The organism is Micromonospora sp. HM5-17 (assembly GCF_003762835.1).
Taxonomy (GTDB): domain Bacteria; phylum Actinomycetota; class Actinomycetes; order Mycobacteriales; family Micromonosporaceae; genus Plantactinospora.
In genome coordinates this window covers 225,900-238,820 of sequence record NZ_RJWA01000002.1, presented here as the reverse complement: position 1 = coordinate 238,820, position 12,921 = coordinate 225,900, and the positions used below count along the sequence as shown (strand labels likewise).

Sequence of the window (12,921 nt, the reverse complement as noted above, 5' to 3'; positions counted from 1 at the left end):
CCGGACGAGGTGGTGGGCAGTGTGTCACTCGCGTCGTTCACGGGCGACAACCTATCCCAGCGGGGATGGCTCGCGGGCGCCGGAGCCGGGACCGGCGGCCTCAGGCCCCGGACGTCGGAGACCAAGCGGTACGCCGGAGCGGCGCAGGAAGCGTAGGCCCCGTCTGAGGTACGTCCGCGGGTTGGTGTCGAGGTACCGCGCCCAGGACGGGTCGGGTTCGGCACGCAGCCAGGCGTACCGGGCGAGGGCGTAGCCGTACATCGGCTCCGTCAGGTAACCGAGTCTGCTGGCGGACCAGCCGGTGTGATCCCCGGAGAACTCGAGCGCGGCGTTGGCGGTGAAAACGCCGAACCCGAGGTAGACGGTGACCAGATCGGTCAGCGGCTCCTGGTCGGGCCGGTCCGGATCGACCCGCTCCTCGCCCAGCAGGCGCTCGTGTGCCAGCTCGTGCGCGATGGTGGCGATCAGCGCCAGCGGCCGACGCCCGAGCGACTCCTCCAGCGAGATCACCGTCCTGCCCTCGGTCACCCGGTAGTGCCCCGCGGCCCCGGACCAGGCGAAGGAGCCGCCCGTCAGCTCCCGCAACGCCCGCTCGGCCACCTGTTCGCCGTGCAGTTCCACCCGGATCCGCTCGGGGTCCACGGCCAGGTACCCGCAGACCCGGCGCACCGCGCGGTGCAGGTCCTCCGCCGAGCCGGTGTACGCACCGGGAAAGAACTGGTCGGTCGGCAGCACGACCGGAGAGCGCAGCCAGGCGTCGCCGAACTCCGCGACGCACCACCGCAGGTTGTCGTCGATCCACTGCTGCTCGTTGGCGGCCACCGGGCACCGGGGAGCGAACCAACCCATCCACCCACCTCCTTGAGCGGAGGGTAGCGACATGACACCAACCGGCGATCACCCACGCGGTCCACGGGAGGGCGCCACCGCGATCCACGCGATCCGACGCCCGACATCGACATCGCCCACGCGGTCCACCGGACGGCGTCAGCGGCGCCCACGCCACCCACGTGATCCACCCGGCGACGTCGACGTCGCTCACCCGGCACAGGCGGCGCCGGCGCCCGCGGGAATCAGCGCTCGGCGGCGAAGTCGTCCTGGTCGAAGGGGCCGACCACGGCCAACGACATCGGCCGGGTCAGCAGGTCGGCGGCGAGCGCGTTCACCTCGTCGGCCCCGACCGCGTCGATCCGGGCGAGCAGCGCGTCGACCGGCAGCAGGTCGCCGTAGAGCAGTTCCCCCTTGGCCAGCCGGCTCATCCGGGAGCCGGTGTCCTCGAGATTGAGCACGTACGAGCCCTTCGCCATCCCCTTGCCCCGGGCAAGTTCCGCCTCGGTGATGCCGTGCGCGGCGACCTCCGCCAGTTCGGCGCGGACCAGGTCCAGCACCTCGTCGACCTTGCCGGGGGCGCAGCCGGCGTAGACGGCGAAGAGCCCGGTGTCGGCGTACTGGCTCGAGTAGGAGTAGACCGAGTACGCCAGGCCGCGCCGTTCCCGGATCTCCTGGAAGAGCCGGCTCGACATGCCGCCACCGAGCACGTTGTTGAGGACGCCGAGCGCGAAGCGTCGGTCGTCGAGCCGGTGGATGCCCGGGCAGCCGAGCACCACGTGGGCCTGCTCGGTCTCCTTGTGTTCGACGACGTGGCCGGGGCGGCGGTGCCGTACCCCCGGCTCGGCTGGCCGCAACGGCGCCGGCGGTGCCGGCTCGGTGTCCAGCGGGGTGCCGCGCAGCGCCTGCCGGACCAGTTTGACCACGGCGGCGTGGTCGAGGTTCCCGGCGGCCGCGATCACCATCGACGGTGCGACGTAGCGGCGCCGGTAGAAGCTCTGGATCTGCCGCCGCGACATCGGCGTGATGGTCTCCTCGGTGCCGGAGATCAACCGGCCCAGCGGATGATCGCCGTAGACCGCCCGGGCCAGCAGGTCGTGCACCTCGTCGCCGGGCTCGTCGTCGTGCATGGCGATCTCTTCGAGGATGACGCCGCGCTCGGTCTCCACGTCGGCGGGGTCGAGGACGGAGTCGGCGACGAGGTCGCACATCACGTCGATCGCCAGCGGCAGGTCCTGGTCGAGCACCCGCGCGTAGTAGCAGGTGTACTCCTTGGTGGTGAAGGCGTTCGTCTCGCCGCCCACCGCCTCGATCGCCGCCGAGATGTCCAGGGCGCTGCGCTTGCGGGTGCCCTTGAAGAGCAGGTGCTCCAGGAAGTGCGAGACCCCGGACTGGGGCTTGGTCTCGTCGCGGGACCCGACCGCCACCCAGATCCCGAACGAGACGCTGCGCATCGCGGGGATCGCCTCGGTGATCACCCGTAACCCGCTGGGGAGCACGGTACGGCGTACGGTGCCGCCGAGCGGATCGCTGTCGACCACCCGGGTGACGGCCCGGGCCGCCGCGCCCCCGGGGGCGGCGGACAGAGGCGCTCGTATCGCCCGACTCACGAGAACCTGGCTCCTAGGTTGACGGGACGCCGCGTGCCGCACCCGCCGCCCGACCTACGCGGCGCGTGCGGCGCGCCGACCTGCGCGGACGGCACAGGTCGGCGCGGACGCGTGGCTCAGCTGTGCCGGTGCCGGCGGCGACGCGGCTGCTCGCCGCCGCCCTCGCCGGGCTCGCCGCCCTCGCGGTCGCCTCGGCTCGGGCCCCGGTCCCCCCGTTCCCGGTCGCCGCGGTCGCGCGGCCCCCGGTCGCCACGGTCCCGGCCGACCGGCCGCTCGCCGGCCGCACCCGTCGGGGCCGGTGCCGGGACCTCCTCGCCCTCCGGCCGTACCTTGTCCAGGTAGATCTTGCCGCGGGCGTCGATGTCGGCGATCTGTACCTCGATCTTGTCGCCGACGTTGAGGTAGTCCTCGACCTTCTCGACCCGCTTGCCGTCGCCGACCTTGGAGATGTGCAGCAGGCCGTCCCGGCCGGGAAGCAGCGAGACGAAGGCGCCGAACGCCGCCGTCTTGACCACCGTGCCGAGGAACTTGTCCCCGACCTTCGGCAGGGTCGGGTTGGCGATCGCGTTGATCCGCTCGACGGCCGCCTCGGCGGCGGGGCCGTTGGTGGCGCCCACGTAGATCGTGCCGTCGTCCTCGATGGAGATCTCGGCTCCGGTCTCGTCCTGGATCGCGTTGATCGTCTGGCCCTTCGGGCCGATCACCATGCCGATCTTGTCGACCGGGATCTTCACCGTGGTCACCCGCGGCGCGTAGTCCGACATCTTCGCCGGAGCCTCGATCGCCTCCTGCATCACGTCGAGGATCACCTGCCGTGCCTCGTACGCCTGCTGCAGCGCGGCGGCCAGCACGTCGGACGGGATGCCGTCGAGCTTGGTGTCGAGCTGGAGCGCGGTGACGAAGTCCCGGGTGCCGGCGACCTTGAAGTCCATGTCGCCGAAGGCGTCCTCGGCACCGAGGATGTCGGTCAGCGTCACGTACTGGGTCTTGCCGTCGACCTCGTCGGAGATCAGCCCCATCGCGATGCCGGCGACCGGCGCCTTCAGCGGTACGCCGGCGCTCAGCAGCGACAGCGTCGAGGCACAGACCGAGCCCATCGAGGTGGAGCCGTTCGAGCCGATCGCCTCGGAAACCTGGCGAATCGCGTACGGGAACTCCTCGCGGCTCGGCAGCACCGGAATCAGTGCCCGCTCGGCCAGGGCCCCGTGCCCGATCTCGCGCCGCTTGGGCGCGCCGACCCGGCCGGTCTCGCCCGTCGAGTACGGCGGGAAGTTGTAGTTGTGCATGTAGCGCTTGGACTTCTCCGGGGAGAGGGTGTCGAGCGCCTGCTCCATCCGGAGCATGTTCAGCGTGGTGACGCCGAGGATCTGCGTCTCGCCGCGTTCGAAGAGCGCCGAGCCGTGCACCCGGGGCAGGACCGCGATCTCGGCGGTCAGCGGCCGGATGTCCCGCAGACCCCGGCCGTCGATCCGGACCTGCTCCCGCAGCACCCGGGCCCGCACCTCGGCCTTGGTCAGCGACCGGAACGCGGCGTTGATCTCCTTCTCGCGGCCCTCGAAGCCGTCCGTGGCAAGCTGCTCGACGACCCGCTCCCGGATCCGCTCCAACGCCTCCTCGCGGTCGGCCTTGCCGGCGATCCGCAGCGCCTCGGCGACGTCGGTCCGGGCCGCGTCGACCACCGCCTGGTAGACGTCGTCGGTGTAGTCCAGGAAGATCGGGAACTCGGCGACCGGCTTCGCGGCGACCTCGGCGAGCTCGCTCTGCGCCCGACACAGCTCCCGGATGGCCGGCTTCGCCGCCTCGAGGCCGCTCGCCACGACCTCCTCGGTCGGGGCGGGCGCGCCATTGGCGATCAGACCGATGGTGTGCTCGGTGGCCTCCGCCTCGACCATCATGATCGCGACGTCGCCGTCCTCCAGCACGCGGCCCGCGACGACCATGTCGAAGGTGGCCCGGGAGAGTTCCTCGTACGTCGGGAAGGCGACCCACTGGCCCTCCACGTGCGCCATCCGGGTCGCCCCGATCGGGCCGGAGAACGGCAGACCGGAGAGCTTCGTCGACATCGACGCGGCGTTGATCGCGACCACGTCGTACGGGTGCTGCGGATCGAGCGCCAGCACGGTCTCGACGATCTGGACCTCGTTGCGCAGCCCCTTGACGAAGGAGGGGCGCAGCGGGCGGTCGATCAGCCGGCAGGTGAGGATGGCGTCCTCGCTGGGGCGGCCCTCGCGCCGGAAGAACGAGCCGGGGATGCGACCCGCGGCGTACATCCGCTCCTCGACGTCGACGGTGAGCGGGAAGAAGTCGAACTGGTCGCGGGGCTGCTTGCTCGCCGTGGTTGCGGAGAGGACCACGGTGTCACCGAGCTGGGCGAGGACCGAGCCGGCGGCCTGCCGGGCGAGACGGCCGGTGGAGAAGGTGACCTCACGGGTGCCGAAGGACCCGTTGTCGATCACGGCGGTGCGGTACTGGGTGCCCAGGGTGGTTATCGAGGTGGACGTTTCGGTCATGGTGCGGTTGCACTCCTTCGATCGGGGGCCCGCGACTGCCCTCCACACCGGATCCGCCGGTGCGAGACCGTAGCCAGAGAAGCTGCTCAGACGGCCGGTCTTCGATCGAAGCGCCCGGGGTGCCGGCGGTGTGCCGGCCGGCCCGGGGGCCACTACCGAGGACCGGTGCGTCGACCGGCTCCCGTGGGGTGGTCGCGCTGGCCCCTGGTTTGGGTGGTGGTGCCGGGCGGGAGGAGCGGCGGTCGGTTGGCGACGGCCGCTCCTCCCGCCCGGGTCACCGCCGCAGGCCGAGCCGCTCGATGAGCGACCGGTAGCGGTTGATGTCCTTCTTCTGCAGGTAGTTGAGCAGCCGGCGGCGGCGGCCGACAAGCAGCAGCAGGCCGCGACGGCTGTGGTGGTCGTGCTTGTGCACCTTCAGGTGCTCGGTGAGGTCGGCGATCCGCTTGGTCAGGACCGCGACCTGCACCTCGGGCGACCCGGTGTCATTCTCGGAGGTCGCGTACTCCTGGCGGATCTTGGCTTTGGTCTCCTGGTCGAGCGCCATGTCTCCCTGTTCCTGGATTGTTGTCTGCGCCCGCGGCGTCGTCTGCGCGGGCGGCCTCGCACCCACGGCGTCGTGCAGGCACGCGAGGCCCACGCCGATGACTCGACGTTTCCGTCAGGCTACCAGCCTGCCACGGCCCGGCCGAGTCAAGGGCACACCACGGCGGGTCGCCGGTCGACCGAGGCCCGGAGGAGCGCGGTCAGCGCGACCCCAGACCCGGCGGGGTCGTGCGCGGCCCGCCGGATTCGCTGAGTGGCCCGACGGAGGCGGTACGTGGCCCGACGGAGGCGACGGGAGATCCGCGAGGGCGGCGGAAACCCCGCGTGCCGGCGGGTGGCGGCGCCGGCTCCGATCACCCCAGCAACAGGCTCCGGCACTCCGCCACGTCCTCGTTGATCTGCGCGACCAGTGGTTCGATCCCGTCGAACTGCCGCATCGGGCGCAGGTACGCCACAAAGTCGAGGCCCAGCCGCTCGCCGTAGAGATCACCGGTGAAGTCCAGGACGTACGCCTCGACCCGGCGCTCCCGCCCGGAGAACGTCGGGTTCGTCCCGATGGAGACGGCGGCGGGCAGTCGCTCCTCCCGCTCCCCCGACCGGCCACTCCGACGGATCAGCCAGGCCGCGTAGATGCCGTCCGCGGGGACCGCCGCGTACCGGTGGCAGAGCAGGTTGGCGGTGGGGAAGCCGAGTTCCCGACCCCGCTGGTCGCCCCGGACCACCACCCCCTCGAGCCGGTGCGGCCGGCCCAGCGCGGCCGCCGCGGCGGTCACGTCGCCGGCCGCCACGCAGGCCCGGACGTACGTCGAGGAGAAGACGGTGTCGTCGACGGAGACCAGCGGCGCCCCCTCGACGGAGAAGCCGAACGTCCGCCCCAGCCGTTCCAGCAGCGCGACGTCCCCGGCCGCCCGGTGCCCGAACCGGAAGTTCTCCCCCACCACGACCAGTGCCGCGTGCAACTGCTCGACCAGGACGTCGTGCACGAACGCCTCGGGCGACAGCCGGGAGAAGTCCGGGGTGAACGGCACCACGCAGAGGACGTCCGCGCCGAGCTCCTCGATCAGCTCCGCCTTCCGGGCGGGCTCGGTGAGCACGGCCGGGTGGGAGCCGGGCCGGACCACCTCGGCCGGGTGCGGGTCGAACGTGACCACGATCGACCGCAGGCCGAGATCCCGGGCCCGCTTCACCGCGTGTCCGATGATCGCCTGGTGTCCCCGGTGTATGCCGTCGAAGACGCCGATGGTGATCACCGAGCGGCCCCAGCCGACCGGTGCCCCGTGGTATCCCCGCCACCGTTGCATTCCGACTCTCCTCCTGGTCTCCTCGCACCCCACGCCGACCGGCAATTTCACGGTCAGGCAGGCGCCAACACGATCTCCGCCCGGGCCCGCCCGCCCTTCTCACTGACGATGGCGATCAGGTTGCCCTCCGGCCCGAAGACCGCGTACGGCCCGGCGATGCCGACCGGGTCGAGCGGCCCGCCGTGCGAGAGCACCTTGGCCTCGTCGGCATTCGCCTGCCGCTGGGGGAAGAACCGGCGGGCCGCCGCGTCGAGCGGCAGGTTCACCACCTCCGGGGCGCGCTCCTCCAACTCGGGCAGGGTCGACGCCTCGGCGAGCGTGAACCCGCCGACGGCGGTGCGGCGCAGCGCGGTGAGATGCCCGCCGACCCCGAGCGCGGCGCCGAGGTCCCGGGCCAGCGCCCGGACGTACGTCCCGGAGGAGCAGTCGACCACCACGTCCACGTCGACCACGGTCCGCCCGTCGACGGTCTCCCGCCGAACCTCCAGGACGTCGAACCGGGAGACGGTCACCCGCCGGGGAGCCAGGACGACGGACTCGCCGTCGCGAACCCGCTGGTACGCGCGCCGACCGTCGATCTTGACGGCGCTGACCGCGCTCGGCACCTGGTCGATCTCGCCGGTCAGCGGGACCAGGCCGGCCCGTACGCTCTCCTCGGTGACCCCGGCGGCGTCGACGCTGCGCACCACCTCGCCCTCGGCGTCGTCGGTCACGGTCGACTGGCCGAGCCGGATCGTGGCGGTGTAGCTCTTGCCGGCGCCGATCACGTACGTCAGCAGCCGGGTCGCCCGGCCGACGGCGATCACCAACACGCCGGTGGCCATCGGGTCCAGCGTCCCGCCGTGCCCGACCCGTCGGGTCCGGGCCAGCCGGCGGATCCGGGCGACCACGTCGTGCGACGTCATGCCGCCGGGCTTGTCGACCACAACCAGACCGTCTGCGCTCACAGGGGTCCAGCCTGCCAGAGGCGTCTGCGAGCCGGCACGCCACCCAGGCTGTAAGGAAGGGCCCCTTCTTATCGTTTTTGGTATAGGAAGGGCCCCTTCCTAACACACACCCCGGGGCGACGAGAGAAGGTCAGGGTCCGGTTGCCCAGCCCAGACGTCAAGGGCGTCTCGCGTGACCTTGAGACCTAGGATCGGACCGCGTGGAACCCGGCTCGGAGGATGAGGCGACGTGGTCGGCGTATGGAGGCAGAGCAGGGATCCGACCGGACCCGCCTCGATCTCGACGCGACTGCCTGGCGGGCCTTCGTACGCGCTGTCACGTTACGGCAGTCAACGCCTCGACGTGGGTGAGCTGGGTTCGTGAGCCACAGTGAGGGCATCCGCGACACGTCGAACCTGATGGCGATCATGAATCTTAAAGTGATGAGAAACGCGACAGTTGGTCTATAGCCTCGCAGGTCAAGAAGTCCTGCTCCCCGTGTACGCGGGGGTGACCCCCTGGTCGCGTCGGTGAGTCGACGGAGGGCGGGGCGCGGTAGCGGCCCCGCCCTCACCCTGTTGAATCCGCCCAGGTGCGGTCAGGCCGCGGTGTCGAGCAGGTGTTTGGCGGCGCGCAGTGCGAGGCCAGCCAACGGTTCTCCCCGCATGACGGCGCGCACCGAACATCCGTCGAACAGCAGGACCAGCTGCGCCGCCAGGAACGCCGGGTCGGCCACCTCAAGCTGTTCGGCCTGCCGCAGGAAATATGACTCCATCTCCTTCTTGAGCGACAACGCGACCATCGATGCTTCATGAGAGGGATTATGTAGCTCGATGGCCGCATTCACCAATGGACATCCGTGGAACGACGGCGACTCGGAGTTTTCCTCTAGACGGGCGAACACGTACAGGATCCGCTCGCGGGGGGGCAGGTCGGCGGCCGGGTCGGGAAAGTACGCGGCAATGGTCGCCGGCCCGTGAACGCGGAGGCTCTCGGCGATGACCTCGTCCTTGGTCGCGAAGAGCTGATACATCGACTTCTTTGACACGCCCGCGGTCCGGCACAGCCGCTCTACGCCGACCGCGGAGCTGCCCTCCGCGTAGAAGAGGTCGGCGGCGGCGCGCAGCAGCCGCTCGCGGGGCGCAGCGGTTGGGGTCATGGACACAGGCTAACCCTGGACCTTGACGACTGGAAACCGACCGGTTTACGGTTGGCGGAAACCGATCGGTTTCCAGCCTGTGGAGATCGTTTATGCAGCTCAAGAACGCCGTGGTTCTCGTTACCGGCGGCAACCGTGGGCTTGGCAAGGCGTTTGTCGAAGAGGCCCTCGCCCGGGGCGCGCGCACGGTCTACGCCGCGGCCCGGGACCCTCGGTCCGTGACGACCCCCGGCGCCACGCCCATCGCCCTCGATGTCACCGATCCTGATGCCGTCAAGCGCACGGCCGCCGATGCGCAGGACGTGACGCTGGTGGTGAACAACGCCGGTGTCATGCGGTACCAGAGCCTGCTACACGGCGATCTGGACGAGGTCCGACGCGAGTTCGAAACGAACTTCTACGGCCCGGTGCTGATCACCCGAGCGTTCGCACCGATCCTCCCGGCAAACGGCGGCGGACGCTTCCTCAATGTGAACTCGGTGACATCGTGGTTCAGCCGCGGTCTCTCGTACAACGCGACCAAGGCTGCCCTGTGGCAGGCCACGAACGGCTTCCGGCAGGAGCTGGCAGCCCAGGGCACCCGCGTGACGAGTCTGCACGTCGGGTTCATCGACACCGACATGGCCGCCAGCATCGACGCTCCGAAGTCCGACGCCCGCGAGGTCGCCAGAATCGCCCTCGACGGCGTCGAGGCCGACGCGGACGAGGTGCTCGCCGACGACCTCGCCCGCACCATCAAGCAGGGACTGGCCGGTGACATCTATCTCCGCCCGCTGCCGCCGCCCGGTCGGGTGGAAGGGTGAACCCGCTCCCCGGATCCGCGGTACGCTCACCCCGCCTCGGCGCCCCGCGCCGGCGGCCCCAGGCAGGCGGCCCCAAGCGGCCCGCGCCGGCGCCCCGCGTGGGGGATCCACGGCGGTCGTGACCGGCTGGCCGTTGTGAAAGGCGTGATCGCCGGCCGACGTGACCGCGACGGCCCGGTACGGGTCCGCGGGCAGGCTGGGCTGCCGTTGCACGGCTACCCGTGACACGTACTAGGGGCCGACTCTGGAGCCTTCATCAACCACCAGCCGACCGGCTTCGAGCTCGGTGGCGATTCGGGCTGCCATGGCGGTACGCGAGCGCACGCCCAGCTTGGCGAAGACCCGCGACAGGTGCGACTCGACCGTACGACGGCTGAGGAAGAGGCGGGACGCGATCTCCTGGTTGGTCAGGCCGCTCCGGACCAGCTCGGCGATCTCCCGCTCCCGCGCGGAAAGCGCCACGCGGGGCGGGGTTTCGGCCCGATGCCGGTCGAGTACCGAGCGGAGCCAGGTCGCGCCGTGCGCCTCGTAGCCGTCCCGCGCACGCCGCAGGGCGTCCCGGGCGCGTCCGGCCCGGCCGCCGCGGATGTACGCGACGCCGGCCAGGTGCCGCGAGAGTGCCGCCTCGATCGGCGCCTCGGCGGCGACGAGTCGGTCGACGGCCTGGTCGGCCAGCGCCGCGGCCTCGTCGAAGCGGCGGGCGCGAAGCGCCACGTACGCGCGTGCCCAGGTCGCCCAGCCGGCCTCGTAGGACAGTCCCGCGGCCTCGGCCACCGATCCGGCCCGTCGGGCGAACCGTCCGGCACCGCCGAGGTCGCCCGACCGGGCGAGCGCGACGGCGCGCAGGGTGTCGCGCGGCACGGCGGTCGGCGGCCCGGCCGGCCAGGACTCCCGCGGGCCGGAGACGATGTCCAGGCACGGCCCGGTGTTACCGGCGGCGAGGTGTGCCATGGCGAGATTGACCCGCGCGACGCGCCACCACATCCGGGACCGTGGTCGGCCGGTCGCGGCGAGGCGGTCGGCGGCGGCGATGGTGGCGGACGGGCCGGCGGTCCACAGCAGCGGGCGTAGCGACACGGCCTCCGCCATGGCTCGCATCTCGGCGCTGCCGATACGCCCGGCCACGGCCGCGGCCTCCTCGGTGAGCTGGACGGCCGGCGCCAGATGCCCGAGCCGGGTCTGCACCGCGGCCCGCACGACCAGCAGGTACGGCACGGCGCTACTGTCGCCGGTGCTCGCCACGACCTGCGCCGCCCGGTCGAGCTCCCGGACGGCCGCGTCGACGTCGCCCAGTTGCATGTGGACCCAGGCCAACGGGCCGAACAGCTCGACGTGCGGGCGCAGCGTCGGGCTGGTCGCGGCGTCCGCCAGCCTGGTCGCCGCGGCGGCGTGGTGCCGGGCGCCGGCGACGTCGCCGTCCTGGAGGCTGCCGAAGGCGTGCAGCGCCCGGGCCGCGGCGGCGAGCGCCGGCCGGTCGTCGCCGAACAGCGCGAGTGCGCGCTCCGCGTGGCGCCGCGTCGCCTCGCCGTCTTCGCGGAGTGCCCCGAGCGCGGCGAGTTCCACGCACAGCTTCCCCTCGGCCGCCGGCGGCAGCCGCCCGCCGTTCAGCTCCGCGGTGAGCAGCATCTCCGCCTCGTCGATGTCGCCGCGCATGCGGGCGACGAACGCGCGGAAGGCCGCCGCCTCGGTGCGTACCGGCTCGCTGGCGTGCGCCAGCTCGCGCAGTACCTCCCGGCTGCCCTCCAGATCGCCGCCGAGGCCCAGTGCGCGGGCGTACCGCAGCAACACGGCAGGCCGTCGGTCACCGAGGCGGTCCGCCGGCAGCAGGCGCAGCGCCATGCCGAGCCAGTGGGCGGCCTGGGCGGGCGCGCTGTACGTGAAGGCGAGCCCCGCCTCGATCAGCACCTCGGCGGCGGCCTCGTCACCGGGCTGGGCCGAGCGTGCCACGTGATGCGCCACCACCTGGAGCGATCCGCCGTGCGCCCGTAGGTGTGCCGCCGCGCGGGCGTGCGCGGCGAACCGCCACGCCGGGCCGGCCAGCTCGTGCGCGGCGGCGCGGACCAGCGGATGACGGAACCGCAGCTGGCCTCGGTCGACGTCGATCAGCCCCCGTCGGTGCAGCTGGTCGGCGCCGGCGATGACCGCCCTGGCCGGCAGCTCGGCCACGTACGCGACGAGGTCGATCGACGCGTGGGCCCCGGCGACCGCCGCCGCGTACGCGACGCGCCGTTGCCGCTCGTCGAGATCGGCGATGTCGGTGACGAGCCCGGTGAGGATGCGGCTCTCCGAGGCGTCGATGTCGTGGTCGTTCACGAGGGCGGCGAGGGTGTCGTCGCGGAGCCGGGACAGGGCCTGGACGTAGAGCGGGTTGCCGCCGCTGGCCCGCGCGATCAGTGCTCGGCGCCGGGGCGGCACCTTTGGCAGGAGCTTGTCGACGTCGGCCGGCCCGAGGTGCGGCAGGCTGATCTGGGTGGCGGCCGGGCCGACGTGCGCGATCGCGTCGACCACGCCGGCTGGTGGCTGCTCGGTGCGGAACGCGACCGCCACCAGCGTCGGTCCGCGTGGCGGCTTGCGGATCAGGTACTCGGTCAGCTCCAGCGACGGGGTGTCGGCCCAGTGCAGGTCGTCGAGGAGCAAGGCGACACCGGGTGGGCGGGCGCCGTCGAGCAGCCGCCACACCCCGGAGTAGATGCGCGCCCGGTCCACCGACGAGGCCGAGCCGGCCCCGTGGCCGTCGACCGCACGCCGAACGGCGTCGCCCTCCCCGTCGGCGTGCCGCCCCGGCAGGAGTGGCCGGAGCGCCTCAGCGTACGTCGCGAAGGGCACGTCCTGCTCGAACTCGGTGGCCTGGCCCGCGCAGACCAGCAGGCCGGCCGCCGCCGCCCGCTGCGAGAGCGCACGCAGCATTCGGGTCTTGCCGATGCCCGGCTCACCGCACAGCTTGACCACCGCGAACCCGCCACCGGCCACGGTCGCCACGGCGGCATCCAGCGCCGCGAGCTGGGCGTCACGGCCGACGAGCGGCGCTTCCGGAGCCACGGCGCCTCCCCAGACTCGCTGCTGGGCCAATGATAGGCGTCGACTCGAGAGATTCCATTCCGTAGTTTCACGGATACCGCGCCCGGCGCGCAGACGCGATGCTGGCCAGGCGCCCGGCGGACGAGCGGACCGGCGGCGCACTCGGCAGACCGGGCGCGGCCACGTGTCGCCGTCACGCCGTCACGCCATCACCCGCGTGGA

The 12,921-nt window shown here is 72.2% G+C and carries 9 protein-coding genes; 1 reads left to right on the top strand and 8 read right to left on the bottom strand.

Going from position 1 to position 12,921, the window contains the following annotated elements; all coding sequences use genetic code 11:
• Nucleotides 1–51 precede the first annotated feature (51 nt).
• From EF879_RS06330 to EF879_RS06300, 7 genes are all read right to left on the bottom strand, one after another.
• Nucleotides 52–849, bottom strand: coding sequence for a hypothetical protein (locus tag EF879_RS06330; RefSeq protein ID WP_148086369.1), 798 nt, complete (start codon nucleotides 847–849; stop codon nucleotides 52–54).
• A 224-nt stretch (nucleotides 850–1,073) separates the two neighbouring features.
• Nucleotides 1,074–2,438 carry a pitrilysin family protein gene (locus tag EF879_RS06325; RefSeq protein WP_199736177.1) on the bottom strand — a complete coding sequence of 455 codons (1,365 nt, stop codon included), beginning with the start codon at nucleotides 2,436–2,438 and terminating at the stop codon, nucleotides 1,074–1,076.
• Between the two features lie 116 nt (nucleotides 2,439–2,554).
• Nucleotides 2,555–4,948, bottom strand: a complete 2,394-nt coding sequence (locus EF879_RS06320) for a polyribonucleotide nucleotidyltransferase (protein WP_123555775.1) — start codon at nucleotides 4,946–4,948, stop codon at nucleotides 2,555–2,557.
• 274 nt (nucleotides 4,949–5,222) lie between these two features.
• A complete protein-coding gene (gene rpsO / locus EF879_RS06315) occupies nucleotides 5,223–5,492 on the bottom strand; it encodes a 30S ribosomal protein S15 (RefSeq protein ID WP_123555773.1) in 270 nt (89 codons plus the stop codon).
• Between the two features lie 352 nt (nucleotides 5,493–5,844).
• Nucleotides 5,845–6,792 carry a bifunctional riboflavin kinase/FAD synthetase gene (locus EF879_RS06310; RefSeq protein WP_123555771.1) on the bottom strand — a complete coding sequence of 316 codons (948 nt, stop codon included), beginning with the start codon at nucleotides 6,790–6,792 and terminating at the stop codon, nucleotides 5,845–5,847.
• 53 nt (nucleotides 6,793–6,845) lie between these two features.
• Nucleotides 6,846–7,739: a tRNA pseudouridine(55) synthase TruB gene (gene truB, locus EF879_RS06305; protein WP_123555769.1), complete on the bottom strand. Its 894-nt coding sequence runs from the start codon at nucleotides 7,737–7,739 to the stop codon at nucleotides 6,846–6,848.
• A 578-nt stretch (nucleotides 7,740–8,317) separates the two neighbouring features.
• Entirely contained in the window at nucleotides 8,318–8,878 is a 561-nt protein-coding gene (locus EF879_RS06300; protein ID WP_199736175.1) for a TetR/AcrR family transcriptional regulator, read from the bottom strand.
• A gap of 92 nt (nucleotides 8,879–8,970) precedes the next feature.
• Between EF879_RS06300 and EF879_RS06295 the strand changes: the two genes are divergently transcribed.
• On the top strand, nucleotides 8,971–9,681 hold the full coding sequence (locus tag EF879_RS06295) for an SDR family oxidoreductase (RefSeq protein WP_123555765.1): 711 nt from the start codon (nucleotides 8,971–8,973) through the stop codon (nucleotides 9,679–9,681).
• 231 nt (nucleotides 9,682–9,912) lie between these two features.
• On the opposite strand, the gene EF879_RS06290 is transcribed toward EF879_RS06295, so the two are convergent.
• Entirely contained in the window at nucleotides 9,913–12,720 is a 2,808-nt protein-coding gene (locus tag EF879_RS06290) for an AAA family ATPase (RefSeq protein WP_158624119.1), read from the bottom strand.
• Nucleotides 12,721–12,921 lie beyond the last annotated feature (201 nt).